Below are 18,451 nucleotides of genomic sequence, written 5' to 3' on the forward strand. Positions count from 1 at the left end.
CCTTATTCTTGCATATAAGCGGGTATAATTTTCCTATATCCTGATATTTTTTATACATTTGTATCGGATTTAAAGTTAGTAATCAGAAATTTAAATCTATTCTCGGGATCGGAGAGTGTTGCAGCATTCTCCGGTTCTGTTTTTTTATTGTACTACTTCATAGGCAAATGATTATTTAAGATTAAACACAAATATGAATTAATAGACGTCTATGATATTCCCTTTTATCGTATATGTGAATTTTTCATTAGATGACATGACTTTAAATATCTGTTCGATTGTTTCGTTATTAACAAAGTCACCAATGAAACAACGTTTTTTGATGGACTCTTTGTGGATGTTTATTTTTACGTTGAAGGTCCTTTCCAGTATTTTAGTGATTTGCTCGAAACTTTCTCCGTTGAATATAAATTTGTTGTCAATCCATCCAATACAATTTTGGGAGCATCCGGTGTTATGGCAAATGCCGGTTTCTTTTGTTTGTGTATTGAAGTGGGCGATATCTTTAGGAATCAATTTCAACATATCCCCGTTATTTGTTTCCATTTCGACAGAACCTCTTAGCAAAGCGACTTTGATTTCTTCGTTATCTTTATAGGCTCTTATATTAAAGCAAGTACCCAATACTCTCACTTTTACTTCTCCTGCGTCGACAATAAAAGGACAGTTCTCATCTTTTGCTACTTCCAGATAGGCCTCGCCTGATAATTTGAGCAGGCGGTTTTTCTTTCCAAAATCGGAGTCATATTGGATCTTTGAACCTGCATTCAGCCATACTTTCGTCCCGTCTTGTAATGTCAGTCTTGTTTTTGAGCCATTGGGAACTACGATTTCTGACAATCGGAGGATATTCTGATCTGAAGAATGAATGTAATATTGATAAGTCAGATAGTTGAGAACAATGAATGAGATTAGGATGGCTGCATATGACAAAATGTTCTTTAAGCGAAACGATTTTCGCGTGTTGATCGTGCGCTCTGTCCGGATACGTTGTTTAAAGAGCAAAAAGGCACGATCTGAATCGTATTGTTCTCCTTCCTGGACAACCTCCATTGAATCCCAGAGCTGTTCCATATTTTTGAAATATCGGCTGTTCTCATCAGAAGCATGGATCCATTCCTGCAGGCACAAGTCGTAGTCTTCCGATATCGTCCCTGTCAGCCGGTCGATTATGAGATTTAACCAATGTTCTTTATCTTGATTCTGTGTGTTCATTTTTTCTGCTTATATAAGTAAGACAAGTCGGAAAAGATTTAGGGTAAATGAAAAACGGATTTATTTTCCGAAAGGGAAAAAAATAAGTAAAAACAAGGGTAAATAGTCTTTTAATTCTTCCCGTAATTGAGATAGAGCAGACTTGATGTGGTATTTGACTACATTGACGGAAACGTTGAGCTCTTGAGCAATTTCTTCGTATTTGAGGTTTTCGAAACGGCTCAGGCAGAATATGCGCTGGGTAAGTGCCGGTAAATTGTTTATGCAATTTTTTATTTTGACGTCGAGTTCTTTTTCTATCAGGCTGGACAGCGGATAGCCGTGTTGTTCTTCATAATGGATCTGTTCTTTTTCCAGCAGATCTCCAATATGCGAACGGACATCTTCCCTTTTGTCCAATTGGGCAAGATAATTCAGGCACCGGTTGCGGACAGCTTTAATTAGATAACTGCGTAACGAATGGTTAATGTCTATTTCTTTCCGGTTTTTCCATAGGGCAAAAATAACATCGCTTACAATCATCTCTGCGGTGAAAGTATCATCTACATATTCTTTAGCGATGATACAAAGTATTTTGTATTGCCGCTCGTATATGTATTTGTATGCTTTTTCGTGGCCTGCTTTAAGGCCTTCGATGATTTCTGTTTCCGGATTCATTACATTTTTTTACATTCCTGTCGTAAATAGACAATATTTTACTTTTTGACAGCCGGTAAAAGTATAGATGAAAAGAAGTGGGCTGTTGTCCACACTTCGTAAGGTATCGCCAGAAACCTATGCATACATAGACAAACAGCCCACTCTATAGTGGTTGCTTGCACCTTGTATGCTGTTAAAACTGGCGATTTCAACGAAGTAAGGCACTTCCAAATTTTCTCGAATAGTTCCTCTGAACATTGCAAATATAAGAATTTCTGGTATATTTACATGTGCCAAATGAATAACTTTGGGATAAATTGAGGGGCTTTTTTATCGGGAGTATTCCGTTATTCGTCGGGATTTGGCCGTTGCTGGCCGTTTTTCTATTGTATAAACGGTTGTGTGACGGTAGTTTTGCAACAAAATTAAAAATGTACGAGTATGAGAACAGATCATGAGGGGAATTTTGTCAGAGGTGGTTATCCCCGCCACAGTAAACTGAATACAATTGTGACGGCTGCTGTATTTATTATAGTAGGTTTGTTGTTCCTTGGACGGAATTTCGGGGTAATCGATTCTTATCTGTTCGATATCCTGGTTTCCTGGCAGATGCTGCTGATCGTGGTCGGTATTGTCAATTTGATTAAGCGGCATTTCCTGGGTGGAGTGATTACGATTGCAGTGGGAGCTTATTTCCTGTTGCCGGATATAACCGGAATAGAAGGTGAGTGGGCGGGAATGTTCTGGCCTGTCTTGCTTATTCTGGTGGGAATCATGATCCTCTTTAAACCGAGGCATCACTGTTTTAATGGTCATGGAGAGGGAAGATGGCCGGAGTATGCTAAGGAGGTATATAGCTCTGAAGACGGTTTTGTTGTGTCGGACAATACTTTCGGATCGGTCCGGCAGATTGTTTTGGACCCGGTGTTCAGAGGAGCGCGGATTAAAAACACATTTGGCGGGACTATCCTGGATTTGAGGCGTAGCAAGCTGGAGGCTCCACAGACATGCATAGATATCGATTGTACATTTGGGGGAGTCGAGATTTATTTGCCGGCGGACTGGAATTTGCAGACACAGATTGATGCGCTTATCGGAGGATGTGACGATAAACGATATAATACTTCTGTGGAGATAGATCTGGAGCATACTTTGATTGTGAGAGGAAAAGTTTCATTCGGAGGAATCGAATTTAAAAGTTGATCTATGCAGACGCATCCGTTTATAGAATCGGTCATAAATCGTATGGTGGGGATCGCCCTGACGATTCTGGTTTGGATGATTTATTCATGGCTCCTGTTCTGCTATGGGGAAGAGGGGTTTTGGATGGCTTGCCTGGATGGATGGGTCTCTGTCGGTTTATTGGCTGTCGCCGGATTTCTGTACGGGTATATCGACGGTGCTATTCATGCCTTGCAGATACAGATTGCCTTGGTTGTGTTGGTGCAGGCGATCAGTTTGGTAGGAGCCTTTGAACTGCAAGTACTTCTGGAATGGGGAAGTATCGGGGATTTTATGAATAGTATATCCCTTCGTTTGGTCTTTGGTGTATTATGCTGGATTATCTTACTGCAATGGTATCGGATGAACCGGATAAACGAGCCGGATTTAGAGGAGATGCCCGAGGATACCGGTTACAAGCTCCTGAAAGAACGTCTTTCTCTTTAAAAAGGAAAGGTCGAGATGTTAATTTTAGCATAATTTGATCCCATTGTATAAAGCTTTGCCCTTTGTAACATTTTTTACCGAAAAGTTCCTCCTGGCTTAACATATATTGTCTGTGAAAGGCTTGACAAACGGGCTTGACGCATGTATCTTTGCATCGTGGTTTTTTCATAATAGTATTAGATTTAAGGTTAACAAAGTTGGTTAGGGGTTGTCGTGAGACAGCCTTTAATTTTTTATAGAGGTTTCTTTTCCTCTTTTTTATCTTTCAGATGATGAGTCTTGTTATATTTATATACACTCTTCCTTTGTTTTAAAAAAGAACGTGTATCTTTATCTTCAAATAACTGGAATGTGATGGAATTACGAACAGCGAATGTGACGCGCTATATCATGCCTCTCCGCGAAGGCGGATCGTTGCCGGCATTGGCCGAAGCCGATGACGAATTTAAATATGTCGTGAAGTTCCGCGGGGCAGGCCACGGGACGAAAGCGCTGATAGCCGAACTGGTTGGCGGTGAAATAGCCCGTGCACTTGGTTTCCGGGTTCCCGAACTGGTCTTTTTGAATCTGGACGAGGCCTTCGGACGTACCGAGGGTGACGAGGAAATCCAGGATTTGTTGCAAGGTAGCCGGGGGTTGAACCTCGGACTGCATTTTCTGTCGGGAGCTCTTGCCTTCGATCCGGTAGTGACGAAGGTCGGGGCTGAGTTGGCGTCCCGCATCGTGTGGCTGGATGCATTCCTGACCAATGTGGACCGTACGTTCCGGAATACCAATATGCTGATGTGGCATAAAGAACTGTGGCTGATCGATCATGGCGCTTCCCTTTATTTCCATTATTCATGGGTGAACTGGCAAAAACATGCCGTAAGCCCTTTTGTGCAGGTCAAAGATCACGTGCTGTTGCCCGAGGCTTCCGGGTTGGAAGAGGCAAATGCCGATATGAAACGCTTGCTGACGGAAAAGAAGATTCGGGAGATCGTGGCTCTGATTCCCGACGACTGGTTGCATTGGAGCGAAAGTCCCGGTACGCCGCAAGAGATAAGAGAGATTTATATCCGGTTCTTATGTGAGAGACTGGCACATTCCGAAACATTTATAAAAGAAGCACAGGATGCAAGGAAAGCACTTATATGAATATGCCGTTATCCGTCTGGTTCCCAGAGTAGAGCGGGAGGAGTTCTTCAATGTGGGAATTATCCTGTTCTCGAAAAGAGCGAAGTATATCAAGGCGCTTTATAAGATAGACGAGAACAAGCTGGACCTGTTTTCTTCCGAGTTGGATCGTGAAACGTTGTTTGCCAATTTGCATGTTTTCGATAAGATCTGCTCCGGTGCGAAGGAGGGTGGTCCTATCGCCGCCTTGGACATCCCGGAACGGTTCCGCTGGCTGACAGCCGTGCGGAGTGCCTCTATCCAGACTTCGCGTCCGCATCCAGGCTTCTCCGACGACTTGGACCGAACGTTGGAGACATTGTTCAGAGAACTGGTTCTGTAGCGATTGCCTTGTCCGACGGCCATGCCCATGGAGTGATTGTCGCATGCTCATGGAATAACCGCCGCATGCCTATGGAACAAAAGAGTGACGGCGGGCGGGAAGTCATGGTTCTGCCGGAGGCGGGAGAAAGGGCGTGTCAAAAATTTGGACGTTCGGGCGTCCAAAAATTAGACGGTAGGCGGGAGATGTTTTTGAAATGTCGCTGAAAACCTGATTGTTACATTTCTGGCACGTCATTTGCTCCCTTTCTGCCATGATGAATGCGCAAATAACGATTAAACGAAGCTTATCTCTTTTCCTTCTCGTCTTCCTGGTCTCGCCGGGAAGTTTGCGGGCACAGTCCGGTTGGACGGTGGACGATTGCATGCGTTATGCTGTCGAACAGAACTACCGGATACGGAACAGTCGCTTAAATACGCGAATTGCAGAGGAAGACCTTACCGCCGCTTATGGCGATTTCCTGCCCTCGGTGAGTGTTAACGGTGCGTTGGGCAAACGTGTGGCGGGTACTGTGGATCTGAATGTGTCGCTTCCGGTGTTCGATGGGTTTACACGTGTCAACCGTTTACAGTTCCGCAAGCTGAACAGGCTGATCAGCGGCCTCGCGGAGAAGACCGAGGAGAATCGGGTCGCTTTTGAGGTGATGGAGGCTTTCTTCCGCCTCTGCTTCGACGAAAAGATGCATCAGCTTGCCGTCGAACAGCGGAAGTTGAGCGAGCGTTATCATGAGCAGATGCTCGAATATGTGGATCTGGGCATGCGTTCCCCTTCCGATTTGCAGGAAGTGAAGGCACGCTTGCAATCCGATGTTTACCAGGAGACGGTAAAGGCGAACGGTTGCCGCTTGTCGTTGCTTGCCTTGAAGGAATTATTGAATATGCGGGATACCGATACATTGGCCATCTTTCCAGATGAGGAGAGCGAACTACCCGTATTGCCTGCTCTCGAATCCAACGAGATCTGTGCCGCCTCCGAAACTTCCCTGCCGGAGTTCCGGGCGATGGAGTTGAGGGAAAGAGCTTCCCGCAAGTCCTTGGCGCTGGCATCCGGCGCTTTCTTTCCCTCTGTCAAGGCGGAGTTCAGCCTCTATTCCGGTTACTACGATACCGGAAGGGATGAGCAGGGCGGGGTCGTCCCGATAAAAGAGCAGTTGAAGAATAATATGAATAAATATATCGGTGTGAGTGTTTCGCTGCCTTTGTTCAGTGGACTTTCCCGCCTGACCGGTGTCAGGAAGGAGCGTTTCCGCCTGCGCCGGATACAAAATGAGAATGAGCAGCGACGTCTTGGTCTCTATAAAGAGATAGACGATGCTTGTCTGTCTCTTCGGGCAGCCATTGAGGAGCATAGGCTGGCGCTCGAACAGCTTCGTGCTTCTTCTATCATGTTGAAAGAAAGTGAGGAAAAATGGGAGGAGGGAATGATCTCCGTCTTCGAACTGATGGAAAAGCGGAACCTTTACATCATGGCAAAGGCGGAGTTAAGCCGTGTCCGGTTGCAGTATGCGTTGAAAAGGAGATTGGTGGAGTTTTACCGAACAGGGTCGTTTGTTGCGTTGGGCATGATCCGAAAGTAACGGGTATAAATATAATAATGAATAATGATGAATAATAACATGGACACCCGCATCAAGCGGAAGTCTCGGCTTCGGAAGAAACACATCTATGCCGTATCAGGAGGTGGCATCGTGCTGTTTTGTCTGTTTTGGTTTATCTTTCGTGACACATCCTCTTCCATGAAGGTGGAGAAAGAACGAATTACGATCGCCACCGTGCAGAAGGGAGAGTTTAACGATTATATCCGTGTCATCGGACAGGTATTGCCGGACCGTATCATCTATCTCGATGCTATCGAAGGAGGCCGTGTCGAAGAACGTCTGATCGAAGAAGGGGCGCAGGTTCGGGCGGGCGACGTGATCCTCCGTCTCAGTAACCCGCTCTTGAACATCGGTATCCTGCAGAGCGAAGCTGATCTGGCCTATCAGGAGAACGAACTGCGCAATACCCGTATCAGTATGGAGCAGGAGCATCTTCGGTTGAAACAGGAACGCATTGCCTTGAGTAAAGAACTGACGCAGAAGGAACGCCGTTTCCGGCAATACGACCGTCTGTATAAGAAGAATCTGTTGTCCCGCGAAGACTATTTGCAGGCGCAGGAAGATTATGAAGCCGCCCTCGGACAATTGACTGTCGTGGACGAACGGATCAAACAGGACGACTTGTTTCGCAGTAGCCAATTGCAGAGCCTCGACGAGAACATCCGGAATATGAAGAAGAGCCTCGCTCTGGTTCGTGAACGACTGGAAAACTTGAAAGTGAAAGCTCCCGTCGACGGACAGTTAGGAAATTTGGAAGCTCAGATCGGCCAGTCCATCGCACAGGGCGAACGTATCGGCCAGGTGATCACGCCCGAACTGAAGGTGGAAGCTAAGATCGACGAACACTATGTGGAACGTGTCATGCCCGGTCTTCCTGCGAGCTTCGAACGCGAAGGAAAGAAATACGATATGGAGGTGGCAAAAGTCTATCCCGAAGTGCGGGAAGGGCAGTTTCGTACCGACCTGCGTTTTGTCTCCGGCCGGCCGGAAAATATCCGTGCCGGGCAAACCTACCACCTGAACCTGCAATTGGGCGATCCCGTGCAGACGGTGATCGTCCCACGCGGGAGCTTTTATCAGGCAAGCGGCGGCGAGTATATGTATGTGGTGGATGAGGAAGGAAAGACGGCTCGCCGCCGCCCTGTCCGTATCGGCCGGCAGAACCCGCAGTATTACGAGGTCGTGGATGGACTGCAACCGGAGGAGAAGGTGATTGTTTCCGGATACGACCTGTTTGGTGATAACGAGAAACTGATACTAAAATAATATATTTGCTTTATGATTAAAACAGAGAATCTGTCTATGGTCTTCACAACGGAAGAGGTGCAGACGAAAGCATTGGACGAAGTGAATCTTGAAATCAAACAAGGTGAGTTTGTCGCCATCATGGGACCTTCGGGCTGTGGCAAGTCGACCTTGCTGAATATCTTGGGAACGCTCGATTCGCCGACTTCCGGCAAATACTTCTTTAACGGCAAGGAGGTGGACAAGATGGGAGAGAGCCGGTTGACGGCTTTCCGCAAAGGGAATATCGGTTTCGTCTTCCAGAGCTTCAACCTGATAGACGAGTTGACGGTGTTCGAGAACGTGGAATTGCCGTTGGTCTATCTCGGCGACCGGAAGTCTGAACGCAGACGGAAGGTGATGGAAGTTCTCGACCGGATGAATATCGCCCATCGTGCCGGACATTTCCCGCAGCAGCTATCCGGAGGACAACAGCAACGTGTGGCGATCGCGCGTGCCGTGGTGACGGATTGCCCTTTGATTCTTGCCGATGAACCGACAGGAAACCTGGATTCGACGAACGGGGCGGAGGTGATGGAATTGCTTCGCGAACTGAACAGGCAGGGGACGACAATCGTCATGGTCACCCACTCGGAGCGGGATGCCGGCTTCGCACACCGGATTATCCATCTTTTGGACGGCCGGATCGTTTCCTGAATATTCATCTTTGAAAATCTTCATCATAATGATAATAACAAACTATTGGAACAGTGCGTGGCGTAGCCTTACCAAAAGGAAAGGTTTCAGCGCCATCAATATAGTCGGTCTGGCAATCGGCATGGCGGCCGCCCTGTTGATCCTGACCTATGTGGCTTTCGAGTACAGCTACGACGACATGCACAGCCGGCAGGACCGGCTCTTCAGGGTTGAAGCCCGCTTCTATGAGAACGGGGAGCTGACGGACGATTGGGCCAGTTCGTCTGCCGGCTATGCTACGGCTATGAAGCAGAACATGAGTGCTGTCGAGGATTATACACGCGTCGGAAGCCAGTATTATCCGGAGCAGGTCGTGAAATACAACGAACTGTTGTACCGCGAGACCGGTATCGGCTATGCGGAGGCCAACTTTTTCGACTTCTTTGACTTCAAACTCTTGAAAGGAAATAAGGAGAGTTGTCTGGACGGACCGAACAAGGTGGTTATCACCGAACGTATCGCCCGGAAATATTTCAAAGGAGAGAATCCGATCGGGAAAATACTGATCTTCCGGAGCAATATAGGGGAAGAAGCTTGCGAAGTGACGGGTATCATGGAGGATATGCCGGTCAATACGCATGTCCGCTATCATCTCCTGATCTCTTACAATACGCTGCCGAAGTGGATGGATGAATATTGGTATCGCCACGAAGTCTATTCGTATGTCCTGCTGAAGTCGGCAAACCTGAAAACGCAGGTGGAAGAGGATTTCCCGGCAATGGCGGAGAAGTATAAGACGGAAGAGGCATTGAAGAATAAAACTTGGGCGATCCAGTTGACGAACCTTCGCGATATCCACCTGAATCCGCAGAAAGCGTACGAACCGGAGGTGAAGGGGAATCGTTCTTCCATCTGGGTGTTGATCTGTACGGCGCTTGCCATCCTTTGCATTGCCTGGATCAACTATATCAATATGACGGTGGCCCGTTCGATGGAACGTGCCAAAGAGATCGGTATACGCCGGGCTTCGGGGGCAAGCCGGAAGCAGGTTATTTCACAGTTCCTTTTCGAATCGTTGGTGACGAACAGCCTCGCTTTTATCCTGGCTATCGGGCTGATGGAGGCGTTGATGCCTTCCTTCAACAACCTGACGGGACGGGATCTGAGTTTCTCCGTCTGGTTTACGACTTCGCTGGGGGGATATCTGTTGCTGATCTTTGCGATCGGTGTGTTTCTGTCCGGCTTTTATCCGGCGACGGTCTTGTCCGGTATCAAGCCGATCCGGATGCTGAAAGGGAAGTTTACCCATACGCGCGGGGCGACGACCACCCGTAAGGTGCTGGTGGTGTTGCAATACACGGCTTCCTTGGTGCTGCTTTGCGGGACGTTGATCGTGTACGCTCAACTTCGATATATGCGGAATGCTTCTTTGGGAGTACGGGTGGATCAGACGTTGGTGCTTAAGTTCCCGGCACAGTGCGAGGAATTGGCGATGAAGTTGGAGGCTTTTAAGAAAGAGGTGGCGTTATTGCCCTCTGTCGGGGCGGTGACGGTTTCCGGTGCAGTTCCCGGAACGGAAGTGACCGACTTCCTGTCTATCGTACGCGAAAGTGATGTGACGAAGCAGACGCGCCTGTTGGAGATGTTGAACTGCGACGAGTATTTTCTGGATGCCTACGATCTGAAGTTTGTTGCCGGCCGCGGTTTCTCCGAAGATTACGGGGGAGATGTTTATAAGATCGTCCTGAACGAATCGGCTGTCCGTACGTTAGGATTCGAATCGTCCGATATCGCTTTGGGGCAACGCTTGTCTGTCGAAACTGTCGACCAGCCGATGCAGATTATCGGGGTCGTGAAGGATTACCATCAACAATCGCTTAACAAAGATTTTACGCCGATCTTGTTTGCCCTGCATGAGAAGTTGAGTTGGATGAAGCAACGTTATATCTCTGTCGTTATGGAGAACGGTAACCCGCGTGATCTCGTGAAACAGGTCGAAGGGGTGTGGGAACGTTATTTCCCCGATTCCAGCTATGATTATTTCTTTCTCGACCAGTTCTTCGACCAGCAATACCGGCAGGATGAAGTGTTCGGGCTGATGGTGGCGCTCTTCGCGATACTGGCGATCTTTATTTCTTGTATGGGATTGGGGGTCTTAGTCATGTTCTCTTGTTCGACCCGTATCCGGGAGATGGGAATCCGGAAGGTTCTGGGAGCTTCCCGGATGCAACTTTTCTATGAGTTGGGACACGAGTTCTTCCTGTTGATCGCCATAGCTGTTGTCATCGCCCTTCCGCTTTCGGGTTGGATCATGGGGGATTGGCTGAACCATTATTCGTTCCGTACGGACTGGAAAGCGTGGTTCTTCCTCGTTCCGGTCGTTTTATTGTGTGTGATCTCCTTGCTGACCATCGGTTGGCAAACCGTCAAAACTATCTTTAGCAAACCGGCTCGCTCTTTGCGTTACGAATAAAGTAAAAATGTACGCTATTGCTGCCAGATTAGCCAATAGCGTACACTTTTATTCTATCGGGGCAAAAGGAAGTTCCGTGTCTTTCCTATAGCCTGTTCCGTTGAAGGTGGCGATCAGCTCGCCCGTTTCGTTGGTGATGCGTACTTCACAGTTGGCGAGCCGCTTGTGGCTGAACGCTTCACGAGCTTCGGCATAAAGAAACCCTTTGCTTTCGGCTTTGAAGAAGTGGATACTGGATGTGATGGAGAGCGTCAGGCGTGCATGGCTATTTGTTGCGGCAGCGAAGGCCAGGTCGGCCAACGTGAAGATGGCTCCTCCCTGGCATACGCCGCCGCCGTTCAGGTGTTCCGGTTTGATTTCCATGCGGGCCTTTGCATACCCGTTGCCGGTTTCCAATAGTTCGACACCGGCCAATAGGGCAAACTTATCGCCTTGAAGAAATTCGTGTATTGTCATAAACCAGTCTTACTTGCTTAATTTCCATTCGGCTCCGTCTTTCGTATCTTTGATCTCGAAGCCGATAGCTGTCAGTTCATTACGAATCTTATCCGATGTCGCCCAGTCTTTATTGGCTTTTGCCTGCTGGCGAATGGTCAGCAACAGATCCATGGCCTTGCCGAACGCTTCGTTGCTGTTGCTTCCGGCTGAAGCAGCTTCATCTTTCATTCCGAGAATATCGAAGATGAACGTATGGAATACATCCTGTAACTCTTTCAGGTCTTCGACCGAAATCGTAGCCTTGCCGTCTTTTACGGAGTTGATGGCGCGGGTTGCATCGAACAGGTGGGCGATCACGATCGGCGAGTTCAGGTCGTCGTTCATCGCATCGTAGCATTTGCGGCGCAAATCCTTTACATCCACGGTTGAAACATCGGCTGCCTTCAACTTCATTAGATGGTTGTAGGCGTCCATCAGACGTTCCAATCCCTTTTCGGCTGCTTGCAGGGCTTCGTTGCTGAAATCCACCGTACTGCGATAATGGGCCTGGAGGATGAAGAAACGGATGGTCATAGGCGAATAGGCCTGGCTCAACACTTTATTGTCTCCGCTAAAGAACTCGTCCAGCGTGATGAAGTTACCCAAGGACTTTCCCATCTTCTGTCCGTTGATGGTGATCATATTGTTGTGCATCCAGTAATGGACCATATCTTCGCCTTGTGAAGCGACTGCCTGTGCAATCTCGCATTCGTGGTGCGGGAAGATCAGATCCATGCCACCGCCGTGGATATCGAAATGTTCGCCCAAGTATTTTTTGCCCATCGCCGTGCACTCGCAATGCCAGCCGGGGAACCCGTCGCTCCACGGAGAAGGCCAGCGCATGATATGTTCCGGTTGCGCACATTTCCAAAGGGCAAAGTCGATCGGATTATGCTTCTCGTCCTGTCCGTCCAACGCGCGGGTCGTATTCAACATATCGTCGATGTTACGTCCGGAAAGAACGCCGTAGTTATGATCCTTGTTGTATTTCTCCACGTCGAAATAAACGGAACCTTCGCTTTCATACGCATAACCGTTATCCAGGATCTTCTTGACCAGTTCGATCTGCTCGATGATATGGCCGGACGCATGCGGTTCGATGCTGGGAGGCAGTACGTTGAGTGCTTCCATTGCATGGTGGTAACGGTTCAGGTAATACTGCACGACTTCCATCGGTTCGAGTTGTTCGAGACGGGCTTTCTTGGCAATCTTGTCTTCGCCGTCGTCCGCGTCATGTTCCAGATGGCCGACATCCGTTATGTTGCGTACATAGCGTACTTTGTATCCTATATGAGTCAGATAACGGAACAGCAGGTCGAATGTGATCGCCGGACGTGCATGCCCCAGATGGGCATCGCCATAAACGGTGGGACCGCAGACATACATACCCACATGCGGTTCGTGCAGCGGGATGAACTGTTCCTTTTTTCTTGTGAGTGTGTTGTAAATGCTTAATGGATGTTCCATATCTATTTGTATTTAAGAGGGGCAAATATAGGAATAATCTCTGCCTTCGCCAACCTGTTTAAAATGTATTTCATTAATTAACCTGTAATGGAGGCGGAGTTGCAGGCGATCGTGAACCGGAATGTACTTCCCTTTCCTATTTCCGACTCCACCGAGATCTGTCCGCCCAGTTTATGCACGATCAGCTGGCAAATGGAAAGCCCCAGACCGGTACCGGGTACGAAACTGTCGAATTTGGTGAAGCGTTCGAATACCTGTTCGAGGTTCTCCTTCTCGATCCCTTTTCCCGTATCGGTTACATAGAACGACAGCTCTCCTTCGGTTACCCGGTATCCCATCGTGATGGAACCTTTGGAAGTAAACTTGGCTGCGTTGCTTAGCAAATTGGATAAGACCTGCGTCAGCCGGTTCTTTTCGGAACGGATTATGCAGGTAGGATAGGGGATGTCGCAAATAAGTTCGACTCCCTTTTCCAGTCGTGGCGTGTACACTTGCCGGAGATCGGTCAGGATCTCCGAAACGTTGAAATCAGTGATAATGAATTCTATCTTTCCGGCTTCTATCTTGGATAAGTCGAGGATGTCGTTGATGATCTGAAGCAACAGGTTGTTATTGTTTTCGATAATGCGGACAAACTCGGCTTGCTCTTCCTTGTCTTCCGTTTGCGCCAGAAGTTGTGAGAAGCCGACGATAGCGTTGAGCGGCGTCCGTATCTCATGGCTCATATTGGCAAGGAAAGCGCTTTTCATCCGGTTGGACTCTTCCGCCTTTTCCAAAGGAGTCAGGTCTATCTGCAATCCGGTCAGCTTCGTAACGAACCCATCCGCATTCTTTTCGAGCGGGACAGCGAAAGAGTTCACCCATCTGTATTCGGTTTCTCCTTCCAGCATGACGCGAAGGTGAAGGGAGTGGGAACCGTCTTTCCCTTCCGTGCGTAAATCCTCTTCATTCTTTAAGATGAGCCGGTCTTCCGGATGGAGGGAGAAGTTGTACGGTTTACGGATAAACAGGTCCGGTTGTGTCGAATCGACGAAAAGACGGGTGAATTTCCGGGTTGCGACATCATAATCCCATTGGATGATGTTGGCGGAACGGATCGCCAGTTCGGAACGCTGGATATACTTGCGAAGGGCCATTTCGCGTTTGGCTTGTGCGGTGATGTCCTTTTGCGTCCCGATCAGACGCCTGACTTTTCCGTTCTCGTCCTTGACTCCCATCGCGTAGATTTCATACCACCGGATGTTACCATCCGGTGTGACAAGCCGGAATATCTCGGCTTTCCTGTCGCATTTTCCTTCTACGATGTCCCAGACGAGGCGGCGATGCTTTTCCTGGTCTTCCGGCACGAGCTGCTTGGTTACATCTTGTAATTTCATTCCTGGCTGGGGAACCGTGCTTGTGTCTGCCAGGTCGAAACCGTCTTCTTCCGGCAGGTATGACCATACCGATAGTTCGCCTGCCTGAAGTGCAAGCGTGAGCTTGTTTTTCAGATCGATCGTTTCCTGCTGGGCTTTCAGCCGTTCGTCGATCTCTCTTTGATGCTTATTGTTCTTTTTGCATAGTAGAAAAATAAGTATGGAGAGAAGAATAACGGCTAATGCCGATAATACCAGAATTAAAATTTGTAGCATTACTTTATTTATATGTACCTATCAAAGTATCCGACAATGGGCAAATTTACAAATAAATGGTATATTTGCCCGTATAATTGAAAATATAATCAACGAAAGATTAAGCCATGAAATTAAACTCTGTTTTGACATTCTTGTTTATCGCCCTGTTTACGGCTTGTAAAGGCGGCGCGTATGATCTGTCCACGTATGGACTGAAACCTGATACCGGCGAAAACGCTTCTCCATTGATCGCGAAAGCCCTTCAGCAAATAGCGGCGGAATCGGACTCCGACACGGTCCGGATCTTCCTGCCGAAAGGCCGCTATGATTTTTACCCTTCGGGTTCTTCGGAGCGTGAATATTTCATCTCCAACCATGATCAGGATAATCCGAAGCAGGTGGGGCTGGCTTTCGAGAATATGAAGAACGTGGTTTTTGACGGACAAGGCTCCGAACTGGTTTTCCACGGACGGATGCTTCCGGTCTCTTTGGTAGGTTCGGACAATTGCACGTTGAAGAATTTCAGTATCGACTTTGCGAATCCGCATATCAGCCAGGTGAAAGTGTTGGAGAACGACACGGTCGGCGGTATGATCACCTACGAGGTCGCTCCCTGGGTGGAATATGAAATACGCGACAGCAACTTTGTCGCCAAAGGGGAAGGTTGGGAACATGTCCCTGCTTGGGGTATCGCTTTTGAAGGAGATACGAAGCGATTGGTCTATACGACCAGTGATATCAGTGTGGGCAGCAAGCAGGTCGCCGAGATCGCTCCGCGTAAGATTCTCGCTCCCTGGAAGAACAAAAAGCTGATACCGGGTACGGTTGTCGTTTTCCGTGGATACGGTCGTCCGACTCCGGGCGTTTTCATGTATCATGATACGAATACGACACTCGAAAATATACAGGTGCATTATGCGGAAGGAATGGGCTTGTTGGCACAGATGAGCGAGAATATCACGCTGGATAAATTCTCGGTCTGCCTGCGTGGCAAGGATGATCCGCGTTATTTCACGACACAAGCCGATGCGACTCATTTTTCAGGCTGCAAGGGACTGATCCGTTCGGTCGGCGGTCTGTACGAAGGCATGATGGATGATGCCATCAATGTGCATGGAACCTATCTGAAAGTGCAAAAGCGGATAGACGACAAGACGTTGGTCGGCGAATACATGCACGGGCAGTCCTACGGTTTCGAATGGGGCCGTCCGGGTGATGCCGTCCAGTTTATCGATTCCAAAACGATGGAAATTTTAGGGGAACAGAACGAGGTAACCGCTATTGAAGCTGTCGATAAACCTGACGATCATGGTGCGAAACAGTTCCGCATCACGTTCGAGAAGCCTGTCGATCCCGCTATCAGTGAAATCGGCACTTACGGCATCGAGAATCTGGAATGGACGCCGGAGGTTTATTTTGCCGACAATGTGATCCGTAATAACCGTGCCCGCGGTTCCCTGTTCAGCACTCCGAAGAAGACTGTAGTCGAGAATAACGTTTTCGATCACACTTCCGGTACGGCAATCCTGCTGTGCGGTGACTGTAACGGATGGTTCGAGACGGGGGCTTGTCACGATGTGGTGATCCGGAATAACAAGTTTATCAATGCGTTGACGAATCAGTTCCAGTTTACGAATGCCGTTATTTCCATCTATCCGGAGATACCGGATTTGAAAGATCAGAAGAAATATTTCCATAGCGGGATCGTGATCGAGGACAACGAGTTCGACACCTTTGACATGCCGATCCTGTATGCCAAATCGGTGGACGGCCTTGTTTTCCGCAATAATGTGATCAGGCAGAATCATGATTATCCGGCTTTCCATTGGAACAACCATCGTTTCTTTTTCCAGCGTGTTATTAATAGGGAGATCAAGGATAATCGATTTGAGGGAGGGTTTGACGAAGCTAAGGATATAATTACTGAGAACTAACCGTCTCAGTAATTATATTTAATGATCCGTCCAATCCCCGTTCTCCTTTATCAGCTGGACCAACCGTTCTACGGCTTCTTCTTCGGGAATGTTTTTCAGGACACATTCTTTGCCTTTGTACAAGCTGATCCGGTTTTTTCCGGCGCCGACATAGCCGTAATCGGCATCCGCCATTTCGCCGGGGCCGTTCACGATACACCCCATGATGCCGATCTTCAAGCCTTTCAGGTGTGAAGTGGCCTCCTTGATACGGGCGATTGTCGTTTGCAAGTCATATAAGGTACGTCCGCAGCTTGGGCAGGAGATATATTCTGTCTTGCTGATACGGGTACGGGTCGCCTGCAGGATGCCGAACATGCAACTGTCCGTTACCATCGTTTCGCAGCCTTCGTTGTGAAGCATGACCCCGTCGCCGAAACCATCTAACAGCAAAGTCCCGAAGTCGGCGGCCGATTTCAATTGCAACGCTTCGATATCCGTCTCCCGATAGTCGCGGTGCAGGACGACCGGCACATCGCAACCGGCTGTCAGCAGGCGATGCATGGCTGCCCGCTCGGCGGCGATACCATTACGGTGATGCGTGCTCAGGATCACGATTACGGAGGTATCCTTTTTCAGAACCTCGATTACGCGGTCGGTCAGATCCCGGTAGGTGAGGCGGATAAATTTCAAAGGGACGGAATAATCTTTCAGTTCTTCTATTTCCGATGCGATAAAGAAAGGATAGGCATTCGGACGTTCTTTCCAGAAGTGGGCGTCTACCAAAAGACGGAAGTTGTCCGGCAGGTTATCCGGATCTTCCTTACCTATATATATATAGTCCGGCTGTGACGCATGATCAAACTCGAAATCACCGTTGCTGCGGTCGGAAATGACGATCGGTGGGAAGTTTCCCCCGATCCCTTCCGTCACCCGGCTGCTGCGGCGTTCGACAGCAACCGGATCATATCCCGGAGCAGGTGCGGCCTTTACCGGTTCGTGCCCTTCGCGTTCGAGTATGTAGTCGACCAGCTTGCGGGCAACCGGGATTTCTGCCTCCGGATCTTCGCTCAAAGAGACGCGTATCGTGTCGCCGATGCCATCGGACAGCAAGGCGCCGATGCCGACGGCACTCTTGATGCGGCCGTCTTCGCCGTCGCCGGCTTCCGTCACACCGAGATGCAACGGGTAGTGCATATCTTCAGCATCCATCGTCCTGACCAGCAGGCGGACGGTTTTCACCATGACAACCGTGTTCGAGGCTTTAATGGAAATCACGACATCGGGAAAGTCTTCATCCCGGCATATACGCAGAAATTCCATGCACGAGGCAACCATGCCTTCGGGAGTGTCGCCGTACCGGCTCATAATTCGGTCGGACAGCGAACCGTGGTTCACGCCAATACGGATGGCGGTTCCGTGTGCTTTGCAGATGTTAAGGAATGGTATGAAACGGTCGCGTATCTTCTGTAACTCTGCGGCGTATTCCTCGTCGGTATATTCCAGCAGGTCGAATGTCTTCACCTTATCCACGTAGTTTCCGGGGTTGATGCGCACTTTTTCCACCTCTTCGGCAGCAGCATCGGCCGCACGCGGGTTGAAATGGATGTCGGCGACTAACGGAGTCGTATATCCGGCCTCGTTGAGTTGTTTGCGGATTACGCCTAAATTACGGGCTTCACGTTCTCCCTGGGCGGTGAAACGTACATATTCGGCACCGGCTTCGATCATCCGGATCGCTTGGCAGACGGCCGCATCGGTATCCATTGTGGAGACGTTTGCCATCGACTGGATGCGAATCGGATTATCGCCTCCTAACGGAGTATTCCCTATGTTGGCAACAGACGATTTGCGGCGGCGATAGTTAAAAAAATCTTCCATCTTTATAATTGAAAATGGAAAATTGAAAATTAAAAATCAAAAAACAGGCAGAGACAGCATCTTCCCATTTTCAATTTTCAATTTTCAATT

Annotated in this window: 15 protein-coding genes; 9 read left to right on the forward strand and 6 right to left on the reverse strand. The window is 48.5% G+C overall.

Annotated elements, in window-relative coordinates; genetic code table 11:
* Positions 1-198: 198 nt before the first annotated feature.
* Entirely contained in the window at positions 199-1,215 is a 1,017-nt protein-coding gene (locus ACW6QF_RS06555) for a FecR family protein (protein ID WP_456087217.1), read from the reverse strand.
* A 60-nt stretch (positions 1,216-1,275) separates the two neighbouring features.
* Complete coding sequence (locus ACW6QF_RS06560; protein ID WP_456087218.1) at positions 1,276-1,872, reverse strand: RNA polymerase sigma-70 factor; 597 nt, start codon at positions 1,870-1,872, stop codon at positions 1,276-1,278.
* Positions 1,873-2,295: 423 nt separating this feature from the next.
* Between ACW6QF_RS06560 and ACW6QF_RS06565 the strand changes: the two genes are divergently transcribed.
* From ACW6QF_RS06565 to ACW6QF_RS06600, 8 genes are all read left to right on the forward strand, one after another.
* On the forward strand, positions 2,296-3,057 hold the full coding sequence (locus ACW6QF_RS06565) for a LiaF transmembrane domain-containing protein (protein ID WP_456087219.1): 762 nt from the start codon (positions 2,296-2,298) through the stop codon (positions 3,055-3,057).
* A 3-nt stretch (positions 3,058-3,060) separates the two neighbouring features.
* Positions 3,061-3,522 carry a hypothetical protein gene (locus tag ACW6QF_RS06570; protein ID WP_456087220.1) on the forward strand — a complete coding sequence of 154 codons (462 nt, stop codon included), beginning with the start codon at positions 3,061-3,063 and terminating at the stop codon, positions 3,520-3,522.
* Positions 3,523-3,876: 354 nt separating this feature from the next.
* Positions 3,877-4,659 (forward strand): HipA family kinase, encoded by a 783-nt coding sequence (locus tag ACW6QF_RS06575; RefSeq protein WP_456087221.1) that lies wholly within the window; start codon positions 3,877-3,879, stop codon positions 4,657-4,659.
* Positions 4,637-5,020: a DUF3037 domain-containing protein gene (locus ACW6QF_RS06580; protein WP_298553147.1), complete on the forward strand. Its 384-nt coding sequence runs from the start codon at positions 4,637-4,639 to the stop codon at positions 5,018-5,020. The genes ACW6QF_RS06575 and ACW6QF_RS06580 overlap by 23 nt, the downstream gene beginning before the upstream one ends.
* Before the next feature lie 253 nt (positions 5,021-5,273).
* Positions 5,274-6,596, forward strand: a complete 1,323-nt coding sequence (locus ACW6QF_RS06585) for a TolC family protein (RefSeq protein WP_456087222.1) — start codon at positions 5,274-5,276, stop codon at positions 6,594-6,596.
* Positions 6,597-6,635: 39 nt separating this feature from the next.
* Positions 6,636-7,883, forward strand: a complete 1,248-nt coding sequence (locus tag ACW6QF_RS06590) for an efflux RND transporter periplasmic adaptor subunit (protein ID WP_456087269.1) — start codon at positions 6,636-6,638, stop codon at positions 7,881-7,883.
* 12 nt (positions 7,884-7,895) lie between these two features.
* A complete protein-coding gene (locus tag ACW6QF_RS06595; protein WP_298553143.1) occupies positions 7,896-8,558 on the forward strand; it encodes an ABC transporter ATP-binding protein in 663 nt (220 codons plus the stop codon).
* A 28-nt stretch (positions 8,559-8,586) separates the two neighbouring features.
* Positions 8,587-11,010, forward strand: a complete 2,424-nt coding sequence (locus ACW6QF_RS06600) for an ABC transporter permease (protein ID WP_456087223.1) — start codon at positions 8,587-8,589, stop codon at positions 11,008-11,010.
* A 48-nt stretch (positions 11,011-11,058) separates the two neighbouring features.
* Here the strand turns inward: ACW6QF_RS06600 and ACW6QF_RS06605 are convergent, their stop codons facing one another.
* From ACW6QF_RS06605 to ACW6QF_RS06615, 3 genes are all read right to left on the reverse strand, one after another.
* On the reverse strand, positions 11,059-11,466 hold the full coding sequence (locus ACW6QF_RS06605) for a PaaI family thioesterase (RefSeq protein ID WP_456087224.1): 408 nt from the start codon (positions 11,464-11,466) through the stop codon (positions 11,059-11,061).
* Positions 11,467-11,475: 9 nt separating this feature from the next.
* The gene (gene cysS, locus ACW6QF_RS06610) at positions 11,476-12,954 is read right to left on the reverse strand and encodes a cysteine--tRNA ligase (protein ID WP_298553136.1); all 1,479 of its coding nucleotides are present in this window, start codon (positions 12,952-12,954) and stop codon (positions 11,476-11,478) included.
* Positions 12,955-13,031: 77 nt separating this feature from the next.
* On the reverse strand, positions 13,032-14,585 hold the full coding sequence (locus tag ACW6QF_RS06615; RefSeq protein ID WP_456087225.1) for a PAS domain-containing sensor histidine kinase: 1,554 nt from the start codon (positions 14,583-14,585) through the stop codon (positions 13,032-13,034).
* Between the two features lie 107 nt (positions 14,586-14,692).
* Here ACW6QF_RS06615 and ACW6QF_RS06620 point away from each other — a divergent pair, with 107 nt between their 5' ends.
* Positions 14,693-16,501: an alpha-1,3-galactosidase-related protein gene (locus tag ACW6QF_RS06620; RefSeq protein WP_456087226.1), complete on the forward strand. Its 1,809-nt coding sequence runs from the start codon at positions 14,693-14,695 to the stop codon at positions 16,499-16,501.
* A gap of 18 nt (positions 16,502-16,519) precedes the next feature.
* Here ACW6QF_RS06620 and ACW6QF_RS06625 read toward each other — a convergent pair whose 3' ends face one another.
* On the reverse strand, positions 16,520-18,361 hold the full coding sequence (locus ACW6QF_RS06625) for a 4-hydroxy-3-methylbut-2-en-1-yl diphosphate synthase (RefSeq protein WP_456087227.1): 1,842 nt from the start codon (positions 18,359-18,361) through the stop codon (positions 16,520-16,522).
* Between the last annotated feature and the right edge of the window lie 90 nt (positions 18,362-18,451).

This window comes from Parabacteroides sp., assembly GCF_977054455.1.

Excerpts from the sequence above, each read along its gene's own strand:
- ACW6QF_RS06605 (WP_456087224.1), bottom strand. The coding sequence starts at position 11,466 with ATGACAATACACGAATTTCTTCAAGGCGATAAGTTTGCCCTATTGGCC.
- ACW6QF_RS06560 (WP_456087218.1), bottom strand. The coding sequence starts at position 1,872 with ATGAATCCGGAAACAGAAATCATCGAAGGCCTTAAAGCAGGCCACGAA.
- ACW6QF_RS06595 (WP_298553143.1), top strand. The coding sequence starts at position 7,896 with ATGATTAAAACAGAGAATCTGTCTATGGTCTTCACAACGGAAGAGGTG.
- ACW6QF_RS06575 (WP_456087221.1), top strand. The coding sequence starts at position 3,877 with ATGGAATTACGAACAGCGAATGTGACGCGCTATATCATGCCTCTCCGC.
- ACW6QF_RS06615 (WP_456087225.1), bottom strand. The coding sequence starts at position 14,585 with ATGCTACAAATTTTAATTCTGGTATTATCGGCATTAGCCGTTATTCTT.
- ACW6QF_RS06600 (WP_456087223.1), top strand. The coding sequence starts at position 8,587 with ATGATAATAACAAACTATTGGAACAGTGCGTGGCGTAGCCTTACCAAA.
- ACW6QF_RS06590 (WP_456087269.1), top strand. The coding sequence starts at position 6,636 with ATGGACACCCGCATCAAGCGGAAGTCTCGGCTTCGGAAGAAACACATC.
- ACW6QF_RS06555 (WP_456087217.1), bottom strand. The coding sequence starts at position 1,215 with ATGAACACACAGAATCAAGATAAAGAACATTGGTTAAATCTCATAATC.
- cysS (WP_298553136.1), bottom strand. The coding sequence starts at position 12,954 with ATGGAACATCCATTAAGCATTTACAACACACTCACAAGAAAAAAGGAA.
- ACW6QF_RS06570 (WP_456087220.1), top strand. The coding sequence starts at position 3,061 with ATGCAGACGCATCCGTTTATAGAATCGGTCATAAATCGTATGGTGGGG.
- ACW6QF_RS06580 (WP_298553147.1), top strand. The coding sequence starts at position 4,637 with ATGCAAGGAAAGCACTTATATGAATATGCCGTTATCCGTCTGGTTCCC.
- ACW6QF_RS06620 (WP_456087226.1), top strand. The coding sequence starts at position 14,693 with ATGAAATTAAACTCTGTTTTGACATTCTTGTTTATCGCCCTGTTTACG.
- ACW6QF_RS06565 (WP_456087219.1), top strand. The coding sequence starts at position 2,296 with ATGAGAACAGATCATGAGGGGAATTTTGTCAGAGGTGGTTATCCCCGC.
- ACW6QF_RS06585 (WP_456087222.1), top strand. The coding sequence starts at position 5,274 with ATGATGAATGCGCAAATAACGATTAAACGAAGCTTATCTCTTTTCCTT.
- ACW6QF_RS06625 (WP_456087227.1), bottom strand. The coding sequence starts at position 18,361 with ATGGAAGATTTTTTTAACTATCGCCGCCGCAAATCGTCTGTTGCCAAC.